16 protein-coding genes and 1 pseudogene are annotated in these 22,475 nt (G+C 74.1%); 9 read left to right on the forward strand and 8 right to left on the reverse strand.

The genetic code is table 11. The features are described from left to right. Positions 1-2: 2 nt before the first annotated feature. Complete coding sequence (locus tag NLX94_RS34235) at positions 3-1,481, reverse strand: amino acid transporter (protein ID WP_254387136.1); 1,479 nt, start codon at positions 1,479-1,481, stop codon at positions 3-5. A 312-nt stretch (positions 1,482-1,793) separates the two neighbouring features. On the opposite strand from NLX94_RS34235, the gene NLX94_RS34240 reads away from it, so the two are divergent. From NLX94_RS34240 to NLX94_RS39160, 9 genes and pseudogenes are all read left to right on the forward strand, one after another. Beyond that, on the forward strand, positions 1,794-2,918 hold the full coding sequence (locus tag NLX94_RS34240; protein ID WP_254387138.1) for an LLM class flavin-dependent oxidoreductase: 1,125 nt from the start codon (positions 1,794-1,796) through the stop codon (positions 2,916-2,918). Beyond that, entirely contained in the window at positions 2,915-3,778 is an 864-nt protein-coding gene (locus NLX94_RS34245) for an SDR family oxidoreductase (protein WP_254387140.1), read from the forward strand. The genes NLX94_RS34240 and NLX94_RS34245 overlap by 4 nt, the downstream gene beginning before the upstream one ends. Positions 3,779-3,819: 41 nt before the next feature. Continuing rightward, positions 3,820-4,845 (forward strand): GDSL-type esterase/lipase family protein, encoded by a 1,026-nt coding sequence (locus NLX94_RS34250; RefSeq protein WP_254387219.1) that lies wholly within the window; start codon positions 3,820-3,822, stop codon positions 4,843-4,845. A 139-nt stretch (positions 4,846-4,984) separates the two neighbouring features. Beyond that, positions 4,985-5,947, forward strand: coding sequence for an SCO0930 family lipoprotein (locus NLX94_RS34255; RefSeq protein ID WP_254387221.1), 963 nt, complete (start codon positions 4,985-4,987; stop codon positions 5,945-5,947). A 117-nt stretch (positions 5,948-6,064) separates the two neighbouring features. Beyond that, the gene (locus tag NLX94_RS34260) at positions 6,065-6,946 is read left to right on the forward strand and encodes a LytTR family DNA-binding domain-containing protein (protein WP_254387142.1); all 882 of its coding nucleotides are present in this window, start codon (positions 6,065-6,067) and stop codon (positions 6,944-6,946) included. A 359-nt stretch (positions 6,947-7,305) separates the two neighbouring features. Next, positions 7,306-7,581: a hypothetical protein gene (locus NLX94_RS34265; protein ID WP_254387145.1), complete on the forward strand. Its 276-nt coding sequence runs from the start codon at positions 7,306-7,308 to the stop codon at positions 7,579-7,581. A 178-nt stretch (positions 7,582-7,759) separates the two neighbouring features. Continuing rightward, a complete protein-coding gene (locus NLX94_RS34270) occupies positions 7,760-9,520 on the forward strand; it encodes a cation acetate symporter (RefSeq protein ID WP_254387147.1) in 1,761 nt (586 codons plus the stop codon). Beyond that, the gene (locus NLX94_RS34275; RefSeq protein ID WP_254387149.1) at positions 9,517-10,752 is read left to right on the forward strand and encodes a histidine kinase; all 1,236 of its coding nucleotides are present in this window, start codon (positions 9,517-9,519) and stop codon (positions 10,750-10,752) included. Before NLX94_RS34270 ends, NLX94_RS34275 begins: the two co-directional genes overlap by 4 nt. A gap of 56 nt (positions 10,753-10,808) precedes the next feature. Further along, positions 10,809-13,646 (forward strand): annotated as a pseudogene (locus tag NLX94_RS39160) (AAA family ATPase); the annotation flags it as partial. 36 nt (positions 13,647-13,682) lie between these two features. Here the strand turns inward: NLX94_RS39160 and NLX94_RS34295 are convergent. The 7 genes from NLX94_RS34295 to NLX94_RS34325 form a co-directional block, all read right to left on the reverse strand. Beyond that, positions 13,683-14,252, reverse strand: coding sequence for a sigma-70 family RNA polymerase sigma factor (locus tag NLX94_RS34295; protein WP_302171198.1), 570 nt, complete (start codon positions 14,250-14,252; stop codon positions 13,683-13,685). A 1,077-nt stretch (positions 14,253-15,329) separates the two neighbouring features. Further along, the gene (locus tag NLX94_RS34300) at positions 15,330-16,142 is read right to left on the reverse strand and encodes a VOC family protein (protein ID WP_254387151.1); all 813 of its coding nucleotides are present in this window, start codon (positions 16,140-16,142) and stop codon (positions 15,330-15,332) included. 97 nt (positions 16,143-16,239) lie between these two features. After that, positions 16,240-17,499: an FAD-binding protein gene (locus tag NLX94_RS34305; protein ID WP_254387153.1), complete on the reverse strand. Its 1,260-nt coding sequence runs from the start codon at positions 17,497-17,499 to the stop codon at positions 16,240-16,242. A gap of 172 nt (positions 17,500-17,671) precedes the next feature. After that, positions 17,672-19,114, reverse strand: a complete 1,443-nt coding sequence (locus tag NLX94_RS34310) for a GuaB1 family IMP dehydrogenase-related protein (RefSeq protein ID WP_254387155.1) — start codon at positions 19,112-19,114, stop codon at positions 17,672-17,674. 136 nt (positions 19,115-19,250) lie between these two features. Beyond that, positions 19,251-20,426 carry an XdhC/CoxI family protein gene (locus NLX94_RS34315; protein ID WP_254387157.1) on the reverse strand — a complete coding sequence of 392 codons (1,176 nt, stop codon included), beginning with the start codon at positions 20,424-20,426 and terminating at the stop codon, positions 19,251-19,253. After that, entirely contained in the window at positions 20,426-21,739 is a 1,314-nt protein-coding gene (locus tag NLX94_RS34320) for a transposase (RefSeq protein WP_254387159.1), read from the reverse strand. Before NLX94_RS34320 ends, NLX94_RS34315 begins: the two co-directional genes overlap by 1 nt. Positions 21,740-21,811: 72 nt before the next feature. Continuing rightward, positions 21,812-22,459, reverse strand: a complete 648-nt coding sequence (locus tag NLX94_RS34325; RefSeq protein WP_254387161.1) for a TMEM175 family protein — start codon at positions 22,457-22,459, stop codon at positions 21,812-21,814. Positions 22,460-22,475: the final 16 nt, after the last annotated feature.

Consider the following 22,475-nt stretch of genomic DNA (forward strand, 5'->3'; position numbering starts at 1 on the left):
GATCACTTCTCTGCTGCGGCCGGTTCTACGACGGCCAGACGGGAGCGGCGGATGCCGTACAGGAAGTAGATCACGAGCCCGACGACCATCCAGCCACCGAAAACGATCCAGGTCGCGGTGTCCAGGCTGAGCATCATGTAGCCGCAGGCCAGCAGGCCGAGGATCGGGGTGATGGGGAACAGCGCCACCTTGAAGGTGCGCGGCATGTCCGGGCGGGTCTTGCGCAGGATCACGACGGCGACGTTGACCAGGCCGAAGGCGAAGAGGGTGCCGATGCTGGTGGCGTCGGCGAGCTTGCCGAGCGGGATGAAGGCGGCGAGCGTTCCGCAGAAGAGGGAGACGATCACCACGTTGGCGCGAGGGGCGCCGGTCTTCCCGTCGACCTTGGCGAAGACCTTGGGCACGAGGCCGTCGCGGGACATGGCGAAGAGGATGCGGGTCTGGCCGTAGAGGACGGCGAAGACCACGGAGGCGATGGCGACGACGGCGCCCGCGGCGAGGACGACGCCCCAGAAGGTGTGCCCGGAGACGTCGGTCATGATCTGCGCGAGCGCAGCCTCGGTGCCCTCGAAGTCCTGCCACGGCATGGCGCCGACGGCGACGAAGGCGACGAGCACGTAGAGCACGGTCACGATCAGCAGCGAGAGCATGATCGCGCGCGGCAGGTCTCGCTTGGGGTTCTTGGCCTCTTCACCGGCGGTGGAGGCGGCGTCGAAGCCGATGTACGAGAAGAAGAGCGTGGCGGCGCCGGCGCTGATGCCGGTGATGCCGAGCGGGGCGAGCGGGGCGTAGTTGCCGGCCTTGATGCCCATGAAGCCGATGCCGATGAAGAGCAGCAGGGTGACGATCTTCACCGCGACCATGATCGAGTTGATCCGGGCGCTCTCCTTGGCGCCGCGCATCAGGAAGACCATGGCGAGCAGGACGACGACCAGGGCCGGCAGGTTGATGAACCCGCCTTCGCCCAGCGGCGCCGAGACGCCCTCCGGGATGGTGACCCCTATCGTGCCGTCGAGGAGCTCGTTGAGGTACTCGCCCCAGCCGACGGCGACCGCCGCGACGGAGACCCCGTACTCCAGGACCAGGCACCAGCCGCAGACCCAGGCGACGAGCTCACCCATGGTGGCGTAGGAGTACGAGTACGAGGATCCGGAGACCGGCACCGATCCGGCCAGCTCCGCGTAGGAGAGGGCCGAGAAGAGGGCGGTCAGGCCCGCGATGATGAAGGAGATCGTGACGGCGGGGCCGGCCTTGGGGGCCGCGGTGCCCAGTACGACGAAGATGCCGGTGCCGAGCGTCGCGCCGATGCTGATCATCGTCAGCTGCCACATGGTGAGCGAGCGGCGCAGGGAGCCGCCTTCGCCCTTGCCGCCCTCGGCGACCAGCTGTTCCACCGGCTTGCGGCGCAGCAGCGGGTGGGCGGGCTTGCGCGGCGCCTCGGGGGCGGGGGCGAGCGGGGGCGCCTGGCCGTGGTCGAGCACGAGGGGACTCCTTTGTCACTGCGGGTGGGGTTGTCAGGCGTCGACCGCAGCGGTCCGGAGCAGGAGCAGGCCGGGAAGGGCCTGGGCATGGGGGACCGCCGAGCAGGCGGTCCACGCCACTCCACGTACAGCGAGTGAGCCTACGAGCTGAGTGATACCGCCCGTAATGCACCATCCTTGCACATTGGCGACTGATCGTTGCGCGGATCTGTCCTGGATGGTCCTTTGTTGCGCGGGGATGATCGATCAGTGCGCGGCCTATCCCGGGCCCCCGTTCTTGACACTTCGTCAGATCTGGCGCAGCGTGCCGCCATGGACCTGGACGTGCTCTACGAGATCGACGTGCCGCGGCCCTGGCGGGGAGCCCACCCGCACGGCCAGCGGGCCGCGGAGCAGCGCGCCTACCGGGAGGCGGTGGAACAGATCCGGCTCGCCGACCGGATGGGATTCCGCACCGTCTGGGCGGTCGAGCACCACTTCCGCGAGGGCCGCTCGCACTGCCCGGCCCCCGAGGTCCTCCTCGGGCACCTGGCCGGTCTCACCGAGCGGATCCGGCTGGGCTTCGGCGTCACCCTGACCCCCTTCGCCTTCACCCCGCCGCAGCGCATCGCGGAGAAGGTCGCCACCGTCGACGTGCTCTCCGGCGGCCGGGTGGAATGGGGCACCGGCCGCTCCACGCCCATGGAGCAGGCGGCCTTCGGGGTGGACCGGGAGAAGTCCCGCGAGGACTGGCGCGAGGCCATCGAAATCGTGACCGGAATGTGGCGCGAGGAGTACTTCGCGTACGAATCGGAACGCTTCAGCTTCCCGCGCCGCATGGTCACCCCCAAGCCCGTGCAGGACCCGCACCCGCCCGCCTGGATGGCGGCCACCTCCCCCGGCTCCGCAGAGGTGGCGGGCGGGCACGGCCTCGGACTGCTCTCCTTCTCGATCATGCAGCCGCTGGAGGCGATGGCCGCCCAGGTCGCCGCCTACCGGGCCGCGGCCGCCGCCCCGCGCCCGCTCACCGACGTCACCACGGACCGGGTCGCCGCCTACACCCTGGTCCACGCCACCGCGCCGCGCACCGAGCCGGGCCCCCGGGTCTGGGAGTCGGTCGCCTGGTGGTACTCCAACCTGGCGCAGTTCACCCTGGACTGGGAGCTGCCCCACCTGAGCCCCGAGGAGCGGGAGCGGACCTTCCCGCTGCTCACGCCGATCCTCGAAGGGAACGTGCCCGTACGGGAGTTCAGCGACGGGGACATGATCCTCATCGGGGACGCGGAGACGATCGTCGCCAAGGCCAAGCGGTACGCGGACCTCGGCGTCGACCAGCTCATCTGCTACGTCCAGTGGGGCTACCTGGAGCACCGGGAGATCCTGCGCACCCTGGAGATCCTGGGCAAGGAAGTCATCCCGGAGCTGGCCCGCTACACGCCCCGCAGGGCCTCGGCGTGAGCGGCGGCCCTGCGTCCGGCGGTGGCCCCTCGTCCGGTGGCGGCCCGGACTCCGGCCCCGACACCTCCCCCGTCCCCGACTACGCCGCCCTGCACCGCCTCGACGCCCGGGCCCTCGTCCTGCTCGGCGCCGGCAACGGCATCGGCCGCCAGACCGCGCACGCGCTGGCCGCCGGCGGTGCCCGCGTGCTGTGCGTGGACGTGGACGAGGAGCGGGCCCGCGCGGTCGCGGCCGAGACCGGGGGCGTCCCGTACGCCGCCGACGTCACGCGCCGCGAGGCCGTACGGGAGCTCTTCGCCGCGGCGCCGGACCTGCTCGGCGGCCGCCCGGTCGGCGGGGTCGTCGACATCGTCGGCATGGCCCGGTACGCCCCGCTGCCCGAGCTGGACGACCCCGGCTGGGACTGGCACTTCGACCTGGTGCTGCGGCACGCCTGGCTGGCCGTCCAGTACGGCGGCGAGGCCGTCGCCGCGGCCGGCGGCGGCCCCCTGGTCTTCGTCGCCTCCGTCTCCGGACTCACCGCGGCCCCGCTGCACGCCGCCTACGGGGCTGCGAAGGCCGGCCTGATGTCCCTGGTGCGCTCGGCGGCGGTGGAGCTGGGCCCGCGCGGGGTACGGGTCAACGCGGTGGCGCCGGGAGTGGTGTGGACCCCGCGGGTCGCCGCCCTGCTGGGTCCGGAGGGGCGGCGGCTCAACGCGGAGAACGCGCCGCTCGGCCGGGTCGCGGAACCCCGGGACATCGCGGCCGCGTTGTACTTCCTGGCTTCGCCGCAGTCCTCGTACATCACGGGCCAGACGCTGGTGGTGGACGGCGGCGTCGGCGTGAAGTTCCCCTACCCGACGGTCGGAGGCGCACGATGAGCACACGCGAAGCCGGGCCGGACACGGGCGCGCCCGCCGGCATGCCCGCCGGTACGCCCGCCGGCGCGGAGGCCGGCCCGTGGCTGGAGCCGGGGCCCTTCCTGCGCGGTGTGGCCTGGCTGGACGGGGGCCGCCCCGTGCGGGCCGACCCCGCGGACACCATGCGGCTGCCCTGGGACACCGGCGAGCGGGCCACCCTGCCCATCGGGGTGCGCCTGGAGTTCACCGCGCCCGGGGCCCGGGCGGTGGAGATCCACTACCGGGCGACCGTGCCCGGCCCCACCGACGCGCTGCGCGACCTCGCCCACGGGTTCGCCCTGTGGGACCGGCACGGGGTGGTCACCGAGCTGTACACGGAGCCCGCCGCCGAGGCCGTCGTACGCCTCGAACTGCCGGGCGGATCCGGCCCGTTCACCATCCACCCGCCCGAGACCCAGTCCCCGCTGATCCTCGGACTGCGCGGGATCGGCGGCCCGGTCTCCCCGGCGCCGCCGACCACCCGCTGGGTGGTGCACGGAGACTCCATCACCGAGGGCTGGTGGTCCACCCGGCCCGCGCACGGCTGGCCCGCGGTGGCCGGGCGGGCCCTCGGCTGGGACACCGTCAACCTCGGCTACGCGGGCGCCGCGCGCGGGGAGCTGGCCTGCGCCGAGCAGCTCGCCGGACTCCCCGCCGATGTCCTCACCCTCGCCTTCGGCACCAACTGCTGGTCCCGCGTGCCCTTTTCGGCCCCCCTGCTGTACGAGACCACCCGCGCGTTCCTCGAACTGGTCCGCCAGGGCCACCCCCGGACCCCGCTGCTCCTCCTCTCCCCCGTGCTGCGCCCCGACGCGGAGCGCACCCCGAACAAGCTGGGAGCCACCCTGGGCGCCCTGCGCGACGCGATGGAGCGTGCCGTCCGGGAGCGGATCGCCGCCGGGGACGAGCGGCTGGTGCTGCTGCCGGGGCGGGAGGTGCTGGGCCCCGAGCACCTGGCGGACGGCCTGCACCCCAACGACGCCGGACACCGCACGCTCGGCCTCGCTGTGGCCACGGCCATGAGGCGGGCCGGGTTCGACCTGGGGTGAGTGAAACAGCCCACATCGGAGGAATTGAACAGATCGGCTCCGACGAGGCGTGTCCTGCGCAGAGTTGCCGCCGCTCCACTCCGCTCGGACGGAGGGGCGCGGCGGCGCAGGCAGGGACACACACGTGGGAGAGATCAAGATGGGCATCAAGCGCGGAACCACCCTGGCGGCCGTGGCGGTCGCCGTCGTCTTCACCGCGACCGCGTGCGGCGGGAGCGACCCGGCGGGCGACGCCGCCAAGCCGGCCGGAGCGGTCGCCGCTCCCTCCCAGGCCCCCTCCTCGGGCTCCCCGGGCTCCTCGGGCGACGGCTACGGCTCCGACGCCTCCGCGGCCGGCGCCGCCGAGGCCGGGCCCACCGGCCAACTGGCCGTCACTCAGGACGAGAAGCTCGGCTCCGTCCTCACCGACAGTGCGGGCTTCACCCTCTACCGCTTCGACAAGGACACCGCGAAGCCGTCCAAGTCCAGCTGCGACGGGGACTGCGCGAAGACCTGGCCGGTGGTCGCGGCCGGCGACGCCACCGCCGCGGCGGGCATGGACCCGGCGCTGCTGGGCGAGGTGGTCCGTACCGACGGCAGCAAGCAGCTGACGGTGGCGGGCTGGCCCGTGTACCGGTTCAGCAAGGACACCAAGGCGGGCGACACCAACGGGCAGGGCGTCGGCGGCACCTGGTTCGCGGCCGCCCCCGACGGTAAGAAGGCGGCGAAGGCCGCTCCCCCGGCGGCCGGCGCGGGCCAGCCCTCCGGCGCGCTGACGGTGGCCAAGGACCCGAAGCTCGGGGACCACATCGTCGACGGCAACGGGATGACGGTCTACCGGTTCAAGCCCGACACGGCGTGGCCCATGGTCTCCAAGTGCGAGGGCGACTGCGTGGCCAAGTGGCCGGTCGTACCGCCGGTGGACCAGGCGAACACCAAGGGGATCGTCCAGAAGAACTACCTGGTGCTCGACCGCCCCGACGGCAAGAAGCAGCAGACGGTGGACTGCTGGCCCGTCTACACCTTCACCGGCGACAAGAAGCCCGGCGACATCAACGGGCAGGGCGTCGGCGGCACCTGGTACCCGGTCGCCCCCAACGGCAAGCTCATCACCGCCCAGTAGCCCGCCGCGCCACCCCTCACCCCGGCCACCGGACCGCGCGGCCCCCGCCTCCCCTCCCCCCGGGGCGGGGGCCGCGCACCGTTCCGCCCCGGCCGGGCGGAATCTAGACTCCGCATCATGCTGCGCGTACTGGCCGTCGACGACGAGAAGCCCCTGCTCGAGGAGCTCCTCTACCTGCTGCGCTCGGACCCGCGGGTGCTCAGCGCCGAGGGCGCCTGCGACGCCACCGAGGCGCTGCGCCGGATCACCCGGGCGCTGGAGAGCGGCCCGGGCGGGGCCGACGGCATCGACGTGGTCTTCCTCGACATCCACATGGCGGGTCTGACCGGGCTGGACATCGCCCGGCTGCTGGCCGGGTTCGCACGGCCCCCGCTGATCGTGTTCGTCACCGCGCACGAGGGCTTCGCCGTGCAGGCCTTCGACCTCAAGGCCGTGGACTACGTGCTCAAGCCGGTCCGGCCGGAGCGGCTGGCCGAGGCCGTGCGGCGGGCCTGCGCGCAGTCCGGCCTGTCCGGGGAGCAGCCCGCGCCGGTCGCCCCCGGGGGCGTGGCGGCCGTACCCGCGGCCCGCGCCGCCGCCCCCGCAAGCCCCGGGGCCCCGGCCACGGGGCTCCCGGCGGCCGTCGCGACCGGGGCCGGCACGGACCGGGTCACCGATCGCGGCCCCGACCAGATAGCCGTCGAACTCGGCGGCGTCACCCGCTTCGTGGCCATCGCGGACATCGCGTACGTGGAGGCCCAGGGCGACTACGCCCGGCTCCACACCGACGAGGGCACCAGCCATCTGGTCCGGATCCCGCTGGCCACGCTGGAGGAGCGGTGGGCGGCCCGCGGGTTCGTCCGCATCCACCGGCGCCACCTGGTGGCCCTGGCCCGCATCGACGAACTGCGCCTGGACTCCGGCACCACGACGGTCCGCGTCGGATCGGCCGAACTCCAGGTGAGCCGCCGCCACACCCGGGAACTGCGGGACCTGCTGATGCGCCAGGCCATGGGCTGAACCGCCCGGGATCCGGGGCGCAGCCCCGAGCGGGTCCGGGGCGCAGCCCCAAGGGGGTCCGGGGCGCAGCCCCGAGCGGGTCCGGGGCGCAGCCCCAAGGGGGTCCGGGGCGCAGCCCCGGTTTCGGGAAGGGGCGGGGTGGGGGAACGGCCCCGCAGGGACCCGGCGCCGGCCCGCGGAGGCCCGGACGAAGCGGCCCCGGCGGGTCGCGCCTACCGTCCGGCGCGGCAACGCACCGTTCACCGTGCGGCGAGGCGCGTACGGCGATCCGCCCGCGCCATCGGCCGCAGCGGCGTCCGCGACGCCCGCCCGGCCGGAGCCCCACGCGTATCGTGGATCTTCCGCCACGGAAGGAAGCGATGTCCGAAATCCAGGCGCTGCTCGACGCGTTGACCGGACTGCCCCGCACCCGGCCGGCCGGCCCCGCCGAGGCCGAGGCGCTGCTCGCCCGCCTGCGGAGCGCGGCCGCGCGCTGGGCCGACGTACTGGACGAGGCCCGCGAGGGCGTGCACGGACAGCTGCCGCCCCGGGCCGGGGCCGCCCTGACGCTGGCCTTCCGGCGCGCCGAGGAATCGTACGTGGAGCTGGAGATCGCGCTGCGGGACTGCGCGGAGCACCGCGATCCCGCCCGCTGAGCCATATCCGGCCTGACCTGCGGGAGGGCCTGTTGCCCGGTCCGGGGGCGTGCGTAGACTCCCCGGACCCCGACACACGACCGGGATCCGGCACGCGACCGGCATCCGGCGCGCGACCGGGACCCGCCACCCGCGCAGGGCCGCGCCCGCGCCCGCGCCGCAGCCGAAGGACCCGCCGGTGAACCAGACGTACGCGCTGACCGCGGTCACCGTCGTCGTCCTGGTCACCCTGCTCGTCGGCGCGCTGGGCCTGCGGATCTCCCGGACCACCTCGGACTTCTACGTGGCTTCGCGCACGGTCGGCCCGCGCCTCAACGCGGCGGCGATCGGCGGCGAGTACCTCTCGGCGGCCTCCTTCCTCGGCGTGGCCGGGCTGGTGCTGCTCCAGGGGCCGCAGATGCTCTGGTACCCGGTGGGCTACACCGCCGGGTACCTGGTGCTGCTGGTGCTGGTCGCGGCACCGCTGCGCCGCTCGGGGGCGTACACCCTGCCCGATTTCGCCGAGGCCCGGCTCGAATCGCAGGCGGTGCGCCGGATCGCGGTGCTGTTCGTGCTCGGCGTCGGCTGGCTGTACCTGCTGCCGCAGCTCCAGGGCGCGGGGCTGACCCTGGAGATCCTGACCGGGGCCCCGCACTGGGTGGGCGGGGTGGTCGTCGCCTGCGTGGTGACGGCGGCGGTGGCGGCCGGCGGGATGCGGTCCATCACCTTCGTGCAGGCCTTCCAGTACTGGCTGAAGCTCACCGCCCTGCTGGTGCCCGCGTTCTTCCTGCTCGCGGCCTGGGCGGGGGACGGCGCCCCGCGCGCCTCCTTCGACGCCCCGGCGGTGTTCCGCGAGCACACCGCCGTCACCCTGGCCGAGGACGTACGGCTCTCCCTGGACGCGCCGCTGACGGTGACGGTGACCGGCCAGGTGGACGGGCAGGCGTACGCGGGGCAGTCCGTGACCCTCGGCGCCGGGCAGCATTCCGTACGGGCGCACGCACGGCTGGAGTTCGCCCCGCACACCGCGGTGCCGCAGAGCCGGGCGGAGGCCCGGCCCGGGGTGTCGAGCTGGTCGGAGCCGCTGTCCGGGGACCGGCCCGAGCTGCGGCTGTACGCGACGTACGGGCTGATCCTGGCCACCTTCCTCGGGACCATGGGGCTGCCGCACGTCGCGGTGCGCTTCTACACGAGCCCGAACGGGCGGGCGGCGCGGCGCACCACGCTGGTGGTCCTCGGCCTGGTCGGCTCCTTCTACCTGCTGCCGCCGGTGTACGGGGCGCTGGGCCGGATCTACGCCCCGGAGCTGGCCCTGACCGGGGAGGCGGACGCGGCGGTGCTGGTGCTGCCGGCCCGGCTGGTGGGCGGGCTCGCCGGGGAACTGCTGGGGGCGCTGCTGGCGGGCGGCGCGTTCGCGGCGTTCCTGTCCACGGCCTCGGGGCTGACGATGGCGGTGGCGGGCGTGCTGCACCAGGACGTGCTGCCCGCGCGCGGGGTACGGAGCTTCCGGGCCGCGGTGCTGGTGGCGATCCTGGTGCCGCTGGCCGGGAGCGCGGCGGTGACGGAGGTGCCGGTGGCGGACGCGGTGGGGCTGGCCTTCGCGGTGTCGGCGTCCTCGTTCTGTCCGCTGCTGGTGCTGGGGATCTGGTGGCGCGGACTGACGCCGCCGGGGGCGGTGGCCGGGCTGGTCACGGGAGGCGGGGCGGCGCTGAGCGCGGTGCTGGCGACGCGGGCCGGGCTGGCACCGGCGGGCTGGGCGAACACGCTGCTGGCGTGGCCGGCGGTGTGGTCGGTCCCGCTGGGCTTCCTGACCATGGTGGCGGTGTCCCTGGGCACGCGCGGGCGGATCCCGCCGGGCACGGCGGCGACGTTGGCCCGGCTCCACCTCCCGGAGGCGGTGTCGGACCCGGCTCCGGCGGCCCCCGGAGCACCGCTCTCGACGAAGGGCGGCACACCATGACCGGAGCACTGCTCTCGGTGCTGGCAGCGGTCGGCGGGGCGCTGCTGCTCGGCGTCGGGTGGGCCGGAGGCCGGTGGCAGGCCCGGCGGGGCGAGCGGGCCCTCGGGCTCGACCTCGGCACCCCCGTCGAGCGGGCCACCTTCCACACCCTGCACACCGCCTCCCTCGCCGCTCCCCCGCTGCGCGCCGGTCTCACCGAGGACGCCGCCCGCAAGGCGGCCCGGCGCCTGCGCTCCCTCCTCGGCACCGAGGCCCTGTGCCTGACCGACCGCGAACGCGTCCTCGCCTGGGACGGCCCGGGCGCCGACCACCACGAGCGCCGTGCGATGGCCCGGGTCGCGGTGATGCTGGACTCGGGGCGCAGCCAGAGCGTGCGCACCGAGTGCGAGCGGCCCGACTGCCCCCTCAAGTGGGCCGTGGTCGCCCCGCTGACCGGCGAGGACGGGATGCTGGGCGCGCTGGTGGCCTACGGGTCGCGGGAGTCCGCGGTCCTGGTGCGGGCCGCCACCGAGGTCGCCCGCTGGGTGTCCGTACAGCTGGAGCTGTCCGAGCTGGACCGTTCGCGGACCCGGCTGATGGAGGCCGAGATCAAGGCGCTGCGCGCCCAGATCTCCCCGCACTTCATCTTCAACTCCCTGGCGGCGATCGCCTCGTTCGTGCGCACCGATCCGGAGCGGGCCCGGGACCTGCTGCTGGAGTTCGCGGACTTCACCCGCTACTCCTTCCGGCGGCACGGGGAGTTCACCACGCTGGCGGAGGAGTTGCGGTCCATCGAGCAGTATCTGGCGCTGGCCGGGGCCCGGTTCGGGGAGCGGCTCAAGCTGACCCTGCAGGTGGCGCCCGAGGTGCTGCCGGTGGCTCTGCCCTTCCTGTGTCTGCAGCCGCTGGTGGAGAACGCGGTCAAGCACGGGCTGGAGGACTCCACCGAGGAGTGCCGGATCACCATCGCGGCCCGGGACGCCGGCGCGGAGGCGCTGATCACCATCGAGGACAACGGCGTCGGGATGGATCCGTCCCTGCTGCGCCGGATCCTGGCCGGGGAACAGCCGGGATCCTCCTCGGGCATCGGGCTGCCCAATGTGGACGAGCGGCTGCGCCAGGTCTACGGGGACGGCCACGGGCTCGTCATCGAGACGGGTGTCGGCGCGGGCATGAAGATCTCGGTGCGGATTCCCAAATACCGGGCGGGGGTGCACAGTTCGGCCCCACCTGGCCGAATTCCCCGGCGCTGACCGGCCCGCGGGCTGCCATCCTGGAGGGGGCGCGGACGACCGGAGGGATCGCCGACGTGCGGGTCGGGCGGGAACAGTACCGCGACGAGTGCCGTGACGCGTTGCGGACATGGGTACGGGCGGGCGCGGAGGGCGGCGGAGCCTGCCTGCTGGTGGAGGGGGAGCCGGGTGCGGGCCGCACCTCCTTCCTGCGCGGGGCGGTGGCCGACGCGGCCGCGCTCGGCTGCGGGGTGCGGTACGGGGCCGCCGAGACGCTGGGCACCGGACTTCCGCTGCGCGCCGCGCTGGACTGCCTGCATCCGGCCGGCCCGGGGCGGGCCCGGGCCCTGGCGCTGCTCCGGGAGGCCTCCCGGTCGGCCGAACCCGGCGGGGCGCTGCTGGCCGCCGTGGACCTGCTGGCGGCCGATGTGGAGGAGTGGTGCGCCCGGCGGCCGCTGCTGCTGGCCCTGGACGACCTCCAGTGGGCGGATCCGGCCTCCCTGCTGCTGTGGCGCCATCTCGCGCGGGCGGCGCGGCGGCTGCCGCTGATGCTGCTGACGGCCCGACGGCGGCTGCCCCGGCGGGCCGGGGTGGAGGAGCTGTGCGCCTCCCTGGGCGGCGGGCCGGGCGGGCGGACGCTCCGGCTGGAGCCGCTGACGGGGGCGGAGTCGGCCGCGCTGGTCCGGGAGGTCCTGGGCGCGCCGCCCGGCCCCCGGCTGCGGGAGGCCGCCGGGCACGCGGGCGGCAATCCCCGGCTGCTGCGGGAGCTGCTCGCGCACTGGTCCGGCATCATCGAAGTCCGCGGGGACTGCGCCGAACTCACCCTCCCAGTCGCCGAGTTGCCGCCGCCCCCGGAGTCGGCCACCCGCGAAGCGGGCCGGCTGCCCCCGGCGGCCGTGGCCACGCTCCGGCACGCGGCCCTGCTCGGACCGGCCTTCACGGCGCGCGAGCTGGCCCTCGTACGGGACCTGCCCGTGCGGGACCTGCTCGCGGACCTGGAGGCGCCCCTCCTGGCCGGCGTACTGGAACCGGGCCCCCTGCCCGCCGGACCCCCGGCCGACGAGGACGAGGCCCTGCGGTTCCGGCAGCCGGCCGTACGGCTGGCCCTGTACGCGGAGCTGCCCCCGGCCGCCCGGACCGTCCTCCACCAGGACGCCGCACGCACCTTCGCCGAGGCCGGCCTCGACCCCGCCCGCACCGCCGGACACCTGCTGGCCGGCGGCCCGCTGGACCCGTGGGCGGTGCGCTGGACGGCAGAGTCGGCGCAGGCCCTGGTCGCGACGGCCCCCGAAACGGCCGCCGCCCTGCTGCGCCGCGCCGTGGACCAGACCGAGGACCGGGCCACGGAGCCGCGCGCCGACCCGCCCGCGGACCGGAGCGCCGGGCAGCACCGGGCCCCCTACCGGGAGGCCCTGGAGGACGGGCTCGCCGATGCCGCGCTGATGCTGCGGCGGCCCGAGTCCGTGGAGCTGCTCCGGACGCTGCGGAAACGGGCGCGGGATCCGGGGCGGCGGGCCGCGCTCTCCTTCAAGCTGGTGTCGGCGCTGATGATCCAGGGGGACATGGCCCGGTCCCTGGAGGTCACCGAGGAGGCGCTGGCCGGGGAGGTGCCGGACGCGGAGGTACGGGGCGCGGAGGACCCGGGCTCGGAGGACCCGGGGGCGCGCATGCGGTTGCGTCTGGAGGCGTGCCGGGTCCTGGCGCTGGCCGATCTGCACCGGCCGGAGGAGGCGTACGCGCTGGCCGGGCCGCTGGTCGCGCGGGCGCGGCTGCTCGGCGATCCGCTGTGCGGCGCGGAGGCCGAACACGCCATGTCCTTCGCGCTGTTCCACCTGAACCGGGGCCGGGAGTCGCTGCGCCACATGGCGGCCGGGATCGCGTACGCCCGCCGCAGTCCGGCCGCCAACGACATGCGGCTGCTGCTGCTCGCCAACCAGGCCGAGGGGCATCTGCGGTTCGACGAACCGCACACCGCCGCGGCCGCGCTGCGCGAGGCCCGGAGGCTGGCGGCGCGGACCGGCTCCACGGGCCGGCTCGTGGTCACGGAGGCCCTGCTCGCCGATCTCCGCTACCGGCTCGGCGACTGGGACGCCGCACTGGCCGGCCTGGCCCGGGCGGAGGCCATGCCCGTCTCGGACGGCTGGCTGCCGGTCCTGACCCGCGGGCTGCGCGCCCTGATCCTGGGCCACCGGGGTGAACAGGCGCCTGCCCGAGCGGAGTTGGCCGCGCTCGGCCCGGCGGCGTACGAGCCGCCCGCGGCCCGCCGGCACACCGTGCACGTCCTGCTGGCCCGCGCCCTGCTGGCGGAGCGCGACGGGAGCCCCCGCGAGGCGCTCGAGGCCCTGCTGCCGGTGCTGGAGGACGGCGTGGACGAGGCGGTGGCCTCCGACCGGCCGTGGGCGCTGTCGGAGGCGGTCCGGCTCGCGCTGGAGGACCGGGACGCCGCTACGGCGCGTTCGGCGCTGGCCGCCTGCGCCCGCGCGGCGGCGGCCCTGCCGGAGCAGCCGGGTCCGGCGCTGGCGCTGCTGCGCTGCCGCGGGCTGTTCGCGCAGGACCCGGAGCTGCTGGCGGAGACGGCGGCGCTGGCGCGGGGCGGGCTGGTGGCGGGGCAGACGCTGGAGGACCTGGCGGTGGCCCGGGCCTGGCACGGGGACCTCCCGGCCGCGCGGTCGGCGCTGGCCGGCGCGGTGGCCTCGTACGAGCTCCTCGGCGCCCGGTGGGACATCGCCCGGGCGGACGCGCGGCTGCGGAGCCTGGGGGTGCGGCGGGGCAGCCGGGCGGCGCGGCGCCGGCCCGCGCGGGGGTGGGAGGCGCTGACTCCGGCGGAGCTGAGGGTGGCGCTGCTGGTCGCGCGGGGCCGGACGAACCCGGAGATCGCCTCGGCCCTCTTCCTGTCCCGCCGGACCGTGCAGACCCATGTCTCGCACATCCTGGCGAAGCTGGAGGTCCGTTCACGCGCGGAGGTGGCCGTCATCGTAGCCGGGCAGGAGGGCGCGCAGGGCCCGCAGGGCGTAGTACGTACGGGACTTGACGGTGCCGGCGGGCACTCCGAGCGCTTCGGCGGCCTCGCAGACGCTGGCCCCGCGGAAGTAGATGAGCAGGAGCACGGCCCGGTGATCGGGGCTGAGTGAGCGCAGGGCCTCGCGGACGTCGAGGACGGCCGCGGACCGCTCGGTGCGGTCCTCGTCGGCCGGCGACTGCTCCAGCCCGTCGGGCCCGACCTCGGCCGGGCGCGACAGCCGGGCCCGGCGGGCGTCGATGGCCACGCGCCGGGCGACGGTGTACAGCCAGGGCCGCAGCGACCCATGAGCCGGACTCTCCAGGGCTTCGGGGTGCTTCCAGGCCCGGAACAGGGTCTCCTGGAGCAGGTCCTCGGCCCGGTGCCGGTCCCCGAAGGTGAGGCCGAGAAGAAACCCGTGAAGCGCCTTGCCGTGCTCCCTCTCCACCCGCGCAAGAGCGTACGCATCGGTCCGGCGGCGGGCCGCGCCGGACCCGGTGCCGGGCTCGGTGCCGGGCCCCAAGCCGGCCCCGAGTCCGAGGCCGGCAGCGCCACCGCGACCGGCGACGGCGCCGGACCCCAAGGCAGAGCCGAGGCCGAGGCCCGCAACGGAGCCTGAGCCCGGGCCGGGGCCGGGCCCTATGGCGGGGCCGGAGCCCGAGGCAGAGCCGAGGCCGGCGACGGAGCCGGAGCCCAAGGCAGAGCCGAGGCCGGAGCCAGCAACGGAGCCTGAGCCCAGGCCGGGGCCGGGCCCTATGGCGGGGCCGGAGCCCGAGGCAGAGCCGAGGCCGGCGACGGAGCCGGAGCCCAAGGCAGAGCCGAGGCCGGAGCCAGCAACGGAGCCTGAGCCCAGGCCCAGGCCCAGGCCCAGGCCGGGGCGGGGGCTCATGACAGGGCCGGAGCCCGAGGCGGAGTCGAGGCCGGGGTCAGTGGCGGAGCCTGAGCCCAGGCCGGGGCCGGTGACGGGGGCGAGGCCGATGACGGGGCCGGGGCCTATGGCGGGGCCGGAGCCGATGACGGAGCCGGCGGTCGCGAACATGGGCGACATGGGCTACCCCTTCCGGGTCGGATGCACCGAGCGTGCCCGACCGCGCGCGTGGAGTTATCCGCCGCCTGACGTATCCCTCCGCGCCCTGCGCCCACCGGTCGCCTCCCGTCGGTGAACGGTCGCCCCCCGGCGCGCAGCGGCGGCGGACGGCACACGAACGGTCCCGCCCCCGCCCCTGCGGACGGCGCCGGGACCACAGCGGAAAGCGCCGCCCCCTGAGGAGAGGGGCCCCGGGAGAGAGGCGCAGGTCCGGTCCCGGGCCCCGCCCGGCAGCCCAGGGCGGGCCCCGGCGTCCCAAGGCGGGCCGACATCCCGGGGCGGAGCCCGGCACCCCAAGACGGGCCAGCACCCAAGGGCGGCCCAACACCCCAAGGCGGAGCCCAGCAGCCCAAGACGGGCCAGCACCCAAGGGCGGCCCAGCAGCCCAGGGCGGGCCAGCGCCCCAAGGCGGAACCCGGTAGCCCTGGACGGAGCCCGGCACCCCAAGGCGGGCCAACACCCCAAGGCGGAACCCGGCAGCCCGGGACGGAGCCCGACAGTCCGGGGTGGGGCTCAGGCCTCCGAGGGGGTCAGTACCACGAAGTCCGCGTTCGACGGGTCGAGGCAGACGGCCAGTCGGCCGACGCCCTCGGCGTCCGCGGGCCCCATCTGCACGCTGCCCCCGCGCGCGGTGACCTCGGCGACCGCCGCGTCGCAGTCGGTGACGTGGAAGACCGGGTGCCAGTACGGCCGTCCGCCCGCCACCGCGAGGTCCTCCGCTGAGAGCTCCATCAGTCCGCCCTGCATCCGGCCCTCGGGCTGCCCGGCAGGGGTGATCAGGGTGTACGTGCCCCCACCGCCCGGCATCTGCATATCGCTGAACGACCAGCCGAAGACGCCCCCGTAGAACTCCCGGGCGGCCGCGGCATCGCTCGTGTACAGCTCGGTCCAGGACAGCGAGCCCGGCTGGTCCACGAGGTCGACGCCCTTGTTCTCCCCGGGCTGCCAGACCGCGAACTGGCCCCCCAGCGGGTCGCTGTACTGCGCCATCGTGCCCCACGCGTCGAGCTGCCGCGGCTCCACCCGGACGGTGCCGCCGGCGCTGCGGACGGCACTGGTCGTGGCCTCGGCGTCGGGGACGCTGTAGTAGATCATCCAGGCCGGGCGGGCGCCCTCCTCCGTGAGCTTCCCCAGTCCGGCGACGATCTTGCCGTCCTTCCGGAACATGCCGCCCTCCCCGCCGGCCTCCCCGCCACCCTCTCCCTCTCCCATGGACTCGTAGTCCCATCCGAGGACGGCCCCGTAGAAGGCCGCAGCGGCGGGTACGTCGGGTGCGCCGAGGTCCAGCCAGCAGGGGGAGCCGGGGACGAAGTCGGTGGTGATCATGGCGACTGCCTTTCGCGGATCGGGTACGACCAGCGTGGCACCGCCCACCTGCCCCCGCCCGTCGGTCCGCGGGCGGGGCGACCGGCGGAAGACGCCGCTAGGAAGGCCGTACGTCCCCGAAGGCCCGGCGGGCGAAGTGGGTCAGCGCGTGCTCCTCGCGCAGTTCCCGCAGCCGCTGCAGGGCCGGAGCCCCGTAGAACCGCTCGAGCAGGTCGGTGTCGAAATCGTGGGTTCCGTAGAGGTACGGGCGGCCCCCGGCCTCCGCGCAGGCTTCCAGCAGTTCCCGCAGGACCCGCCCGGTCTCGGAGATCCCGCGGGAATCCCCGGTCCCGGCGGCCGTGAAGATGCCGATCAGGTACTGGACCGGGGCGTCCACCACGGGGGCGAGGACGAAGGGGGTGGCCTGTTCGGGGCGGCGGATCACCAGGAAGTACAGGGCGACCAGGGTCTCGGAGAGCGGGTACTCGTCGAGCATGCCCTCCACCTTCTTGGTGAAGAGCTTGAAGCCCTCCTCGTCGAAGATGTGGTCCACCCACATGTTCGCGTGGGAGTCCTCTTCGAGCAGGTGGTGCAGGGCCTTCGCGGTCTCGCCGTGGCTGAACTGCATGTAGTCGGGGACAAGGAACTCCTGCGCCGGGTCCGCGGGCGCGGGTGCGTCGTCGGTGAGCGATACGTGCGAGTACCAGGAGGCCCGGTCGTACATGCCGAAGAAGCTCGACACCCACGGCTCCTGCACGCCGTTCAGCATGAATTCCGTGAGGTCGGCCAGTCCGGTGTGCTCGATCCTGGCCGCACGGGTGACGGGCTGGTACGGAACCGTCCGCAGGACCACCTTCTTGATGAACCCGACCTGCCCCAGGCCGCCGAGGGCGTAGCGGAACAGCTCGGAGTTCTCCTGGTCGGAGCACCGTCGCGCGCGGCCCGTCCCGTCGATGAGCTCGATCTCGTGGACCTGGTCGCTCTGGATGCCGGAACGGCAGGAGGCGAGCCCGAATCCCCCGATGGAGAGGTTTCCGCCCACGGTGATGTTGAGGTAGCTGGGGAGGACGGGATTGGAGCGGCCGTGGCGGTTCAGCCACCGCTCCAGTTCGAGCCAGGTGATCCCGCTCGGGACCTCGACGCGGTGGTCGTCCCCGACGAACCGCGGGACGGCATCGGGGCGGTAGTTGTCGATGACGACCCCGGGCGACAGCGTCTGGGTGTTGGTCGAGCGGCCTGCTCCCCGGACGGTCATGTCACGGCCCGCGGCGGCCGCCTCCCGCATCGCCTGCGCCACGGTGTCGCCCTCGTCCTCCCGCACCACCAGCTCGGGGGGAACGACGGAAGTCCGCCCGAAGTCTCGGCTGAATGTGTCCACCTGTCTTCACCTTTCCACGGCCTGGGGCAGCACGACGCGTCGTCGGCGCTCGACAGTCTGGGCCGGGGCGCTAGGGCGGCACTCGGAAAGGTGGCGGAGGCGGTCCCGGACAGCACTGCGCCGGGGTCCCCAGCTGGGGACCCCGGCGCAGTGAAGAGGTGAATCCGAGCGACTAGCTCCAGCTGGCGTGCAGCGGCTTGCCCTCGGCGTAGCCCGCCGCGGACTGGATGCCGACGACGGCCTTCTCCTCGAACTCCGCGAGGGAGGCCGCACCGGCGTAGGTGCAGGAGGAGCGGACGCCCGCGATGATCGAGTCGATCAGGTCCTCGACGCCCGGGCGGGCCGGGTCCAGGAACATCCGCGAGGTGGAGATGCCCTCCTCGAAGAGACCCTTGCGGGCGCGGTCGTACGCGGACTCCTCCGAGGTGCGGTTCTGGACCGCGCGCGCGGAGGCCATGCCGAAGGACTCCTTGTAGAGGCGGCCGTCGGCCGACTGCTGCAGGTCGCCCGGGGACTCGTACGTACCGGCGAACCAGGAGCCGATCATGACGTTCGAGGCGCCGGCGGCCAGCGCCATCGCCACGTCGCGCGGGTGACGGACGCCGCCGTCGGCCCAGACGTGCTTGCCGTACTTCTTCGCCTCGGCGGCGCACTCCAGCACCGCGGAGAACTGCGGGCGGCCCACACCGGTCATCATGCGGGTGGTGCACATGGCGCCCGGACCCACACCGACCTTGATGATGTCGGCGCCGGCGTCGATCAGGTCCTTGACTCCCTCGGCGGCGACGATGTTGCCGGCGACGATCGGGACCTGCGGGTCGAGGGCGCGGACGGCCTTGATCGCGTTGATCATGGATTCCTGGTGGCCGTGCGCGGTGTCGATGACGAGCGTGTCCACGCCCGCGTCGAGCAGCTGCTTGGCCTTGGCCACGAAGTCGCCGTTGATGCCGACGGCGGCGGCGATGCGCAGCTTGCCGTTGGCGTCGGTGGCGGGGGTGTACAGGGTCGCGCGCAGCGCGGCCTTGCGGGTGAGGATGCCGACGAGCCTGCCGTCCTTGTCGACGGCGGGGGCCAGCTTGCGGTGGCCGGCGTCGAGCTGGTTGAAGGCGTCGCGGGGGTCGATGTCGGCGTCGATGAGCAGGAGCTCCTTCGACATGACCTCGGAGAGCTGGGTGAAGCGGTCCACGCCGGTCAGGTCGTGGTCGGTGACGACGCCCACCGGGCGGCCGTCCGCGTCGACGACCACGCCGGCGCCGTGCGCGCGCTTGGGCAGCAGGGACAGCGCGTCGGCGACGGTCTGGGTGGGGGCCAGCGTGATCGGGGTGTCGAGCACGAGGTGGCGGGTCTTCACCCAGGAGATCACGTCGGTGACGACGTCGATCGGGATGTCCTGCGGGATGACGACGATGCCGCCGCGGCGGGCGACCGTCTCGGCCATCCGGCGGCCGGCGATGGCGGTCATGTTGGCCACGACCAGCGGAATGGTGGTGCCGGTGCCGTCAGGCGCGGAAAGGTCGACGCCCTGGCGGGAACCGACCGCGGAGCGGCTCGGCACCATGAATACGTCGTCGTACGTCAGGTCGTACGGCGGCTTCAGGTCATTGAGAAAACGCACGTGCTGAACATCCCAGTCGTTCGGAGGTGACCCCGACAGGGCAGTCGAGGAACGCACGTACTTCATTCTCACACGACCTGGAGTTCACACCGCCCCGGCTGATCGTCCAGGACATTTTGGGCTGGATGGTCTCTTCCTACGGGACCTTGGTCCTCCGGTCGTGCACCGGCGCCGCCACCGGCGCCTGCGCCTGCCCGTGGACGGGGCCGTGGGTCCGGGCCAGCGGAAGAATCGTTCCGCCGTACCGTACGGCCGTGAACTCGGCCGCGATGGCGAGCGCGGTCTCCTCGGGGGTCCCCCCGCCGAGGTCCAGGCCGATCGGTGAGCGCAGCCGGGCCAGCGCGGACGCCGGCACGCCCTCCGCCCGCAGCCGCCGCGCCCGCTCGGTGTGGGTGCGGCGCGAGCCCATGGCTCCCACGTACCCGAGCGGCAGCCCCAGGGCGAGCGTCAGCAGCGGGACGTCGAACTTGGCGTCGTGGGTCAGGACGCACACCGCCGTACGGGAATCCAGGCGGCCCCCCTCCCACTCCGCGGCCAGGTGCCGGTGCGGCCAGTCCACGACCACCTCGGCCGCCTCCGGGAACCGGGCGGCGGTCACGAAGACGGGCCGGGCGTCGCACACCGTGACCCGGTAGCCCAGGAAGGCGCCGATCCGGGTGAGGGCGGCGGCGAAGTCGATGGCCCCGTAGACCAGCAGCCGGGGCGGCTCGGCGGCCGATTCGACCAGCAGGGTCAGGGGCTGTCCGCAGAGCCCGCCCGCCGTGCCGAGCTCGGCGGTGCCGGTGCGGCCGGCCGCGAGCCAGCCCCGGACCCGCTCGGCGGCGGCCCGGTCCAGCGCGGCGCCCCCGCCGAGGCGGCCCTCGTAGGAGCCGTCGGCGTGCACGGCGATGGCCCGGCCCAGCTGCTGCGGCGGCCCGCAGACCACCCGGCCCAGCGCGCAGCGGGCCCCGCCGCGGGCCGCGTCGAGCACGGCCCCGATGACGGGCCGCACGGGGTCCTGCCGGCGCACCGGGGTGACCAGCACGTCGAGGACTCCCCCGCAGGTCAGCCCCACGGCGAAGGCGTCGTCGTCGCTGTACCCGAAGCGGTGCACACCGCCCTGCCCGGAGGCGATCGCCTCCAGGCACAGCTCGTGCACGGCGGATTCCACGCAGCCCCCGGAGAGGGAGCCGAGCGCGGTGCCCGCGGCGTCGACGGCCAGTGAGGCACCGGGACCGCGTGGTGCGCTGCCGCTGACGGCGACCACCGTGGCCACGGCGAAGTCCCGTCCGGCGGCGCACCACGCGCGTAGTTCTTCGGCGATGTCCAGCATCAGCGGATGTACTCGCGGCGCGGGCTCTGCCCGGGGATGACCGGTCTCGGCGGCAGCGCAGGGGGTCCCCCGGCGTGCGCGGCGGCGATCGTACGGGTGGGGGCGGTCCGCGCCGTGCCGGGGTAGGGCTCGGCGGGTGCGGGGTGGGTGCCCCGGTCGCGCGCGCCCAGCAGCATCGCGGCGTGGGCGACGCTGGCGAGGGTGGCGTGGTGGTGCCAGCCGCGGAAGGAGCGGCCCTCGAAGTCACGGATTCCGGCGGGCTCGCAGACCTCGGCGAAGTCGAGCGCGACCCGGTCGGTGAGTTTGGCGAGCAGGAAGAGCTGTGCGAGCGGCCGGTCCCCGATGTTGGTGATCCAGAACTCCGTGGGCAGCAGGGCCGCCTCGGTCCAGGCGCCGACGAGGAGCAGCGGGGTGGGCGGGGCCGGTACGAGGCGGTCCTCGCCGGGGGTGGCGAAGATGGCGGCGGAGGTGAGCAGGGTGACCGCTCCCTCGGCGCGGCCGTGCCGGGTCCATTCGACGACCCGCCGCTGGGAGCGCAGGGAGTCGATGAGCTCGCGGGCCGGTGCGGTGTGCGGTCCGGGTTTGTGCCGGCCGGCTCCGCCGAAGGAGACGGGCAGGGTGCCGTCCACTTTGAATACGAAGGGGATGTCCTGCGCCGCGAACGACTCGATGCACTGTGGAAGTTCGCTGTTGGAGACCTCCATCACCACGGGCCTGCGCTGGAGTTGCCAGCCGGCGGCCATCCGCTGGACCGCGTGTACCGCGTCCTGGGCGGGGGTGAGCGAGCGGGCCGTGTCGGGGATCCCGGCCCGCCGGCGCCGCAGGAGTTCCGCCGTCCAGGGCCCGGGGAGGGTGAGGGTCCATTCGACGGGGAAGCCGGCATCGCTGGAGGTGAGCCAGATGCCGCTGGCCTGCTGACAGTTGGCGGTGCGGCCCAGCTGGGGGACGAACTGCCGCCCCACGCCGACCGACCGGTCCCCGGCCTTCTCGATGACCATGGGCTGCACCACCCAGGCCAGCGGGCGCTGCGCGGTGCGTTCCAGGTGCTGGGCGAGGGAGCGGCGGACGGGGGTCCAGTCCCAGGGGGATTTGCTGATGAACTGCTGGAGGCTCTGCTCGACGGAACTGGCCCCGGTTCCGGCGATGTTACGAATTGTTTTCTTTCCGTTGGTCCGCACCAGGCCGTTCAGGTATACGCGGGCCCAGTTTCGCTGGTCCCGCCGGGGTAACGACTCGAAGAAGAGCGAGATCAGAACGTCGATCGATTCGGAGATTTCCTTCGTGGATTCCTCCGGCAGGACTACGCGAGCCATCCGGGCCTCCCCCGCGACCAGCTAGATCCATTACCCTACTTGACCGCGGAGAACGGCCGTAGGTCCGTGCGGCTACTTCCTGAGGTCGCTGACAGTTTCGAGCCGCTCTTCTTCTACCACGAGGGGGATGGGGATCTGGTTCGCCGCATAGTAGAGCGCGATCAGGAAGTGCGCGACGAGGGTGAGCGGGGCGGAGAAGAACGCCAGGGCGACGGTGCAGGGGTAGGCGATGGCGCCGAGTCCGAACCGGACCCGGGTGGCCCGGGCGCCGTTCTTGTCCACCTGGTCGTGGAAGAGGTGCCCGACGCGGGTGACGTACCACCAGAAGGCCAGGAACGCCAAGGCGTAGGCCACCGTGAGGAGACTGTAGAGGACGGCCGCCGCGTTGGCCGACCCGCCCTCCTCCATGAGGTGCTCGGCGAGCACGTTGGTCGTGTAGGGAACCACCGACACGACCATCAGCACCAGGAGGTTCAGGAACAGCAGGGGACGGTCGACCCGCTTGATGTGACTGAAGATGGTGTGGTGGTTCACCCACATCACTCCGATGATGAGGAAACTCACCACATAGGCGGCGTAGTGCGGCCACTGCTCTCGCACTCCGTGCCAGAAGTCGGATCCGGTTTCTTCCGGAACTTTCAACTCCAGGACAAGGATGGTGATGATGACCGCGAATACACCATCACTGAATGCCTCGACCCGGCCCGTTTCGGTTTCCATGACCTCCCCTTCACGG

The organism is Streptomyces sp. TBY4 (assembly GCF_024213195.1).
GTDB lineage: Bacteria > Actinomycetota > Actinomycetes > Streptomycetales > Streptomycetaceae > Streptomyces.

What these genes read in the sequence shown, in the direction of transcription:
- NLX94_RS34255 (WP_254387221.1), top strand. Translation starts at nt 4,985, where the DNA reads ATGGGCATCAAGCGCGGAACCACCCTGGCGGCCGTGGCGGTCGCCGTC.
- NLX94_RS34240 (WP_254387138.1), top strand. Translation starts at nt 1,794, where the DNA reads ATGGACCTGGACGTGCTCTACGAGATCGACGTGCCGCGGCCCTGGCGG.
- NLX94_RS34260 (WP_254387142.1), top strand. Translation starts at nt 6,065, where the DNA reads ATGCTGCGCGTACTGGCCGTCGACGACGAGAAGCCCCTGCTCGAGGAG.
- NLX94_RS34300 (WP_254387151.1), bottom strand. Translation starts at nt 16,142, where the DNA reads ATGATCACCACCGACTTCGTCCCCGGCTCCCCCTGCTGGCTGGACCTC.
- NLX94_RS34320 (WP_254387159.1), bottom strand. Translation starts at nt 21,739, where the DNA reads ATGGCTCGCGTAGTCCTGCCGGAGGAATCCACGAAGGAAATCTCCGAA.
- NLX94_RS34325 (WP_254387161.1), bottom strand. Translation starts at nt 22,459, where the DNA reads ATGGAAACCGAAACGGGCCGGGTCGAGGCATTCAGTGATGGTGTATTC.
- NLX94_RS34275 (WP_254387149.1), top strand. Translation starts at nt 9,517, where the DNA reads ATGACCGGAGCACTGCTCTCGGTGCTGGCAGCGGTCGGCGGGGCGCTG.
- NLX94_RS34265 (WP_254387145.1), top strand. Translation starts at nt 7,306, where the DNA reads ATGTCCGAAATCCAGGCGCTGCTCGACGCGTTGACCGGACTGCCCCGC.
- NLX94_RS34315 (WP_254387157.1), bottom strand. Translation starts at nt 20,426, where the DNA reads ATGCTGGACATCGCCGAAGAACTACGCGCGTGGTGCGCCGCCGGACGG.
- NLX94_RS34250 (WP_254387219.1), top strand. Translation starts at nt 3,820, where the DNA reads ATGCCCGCCGGTACGCCCGCCGGCGCGGAGGCCGGCCCGTGGCTGGAG.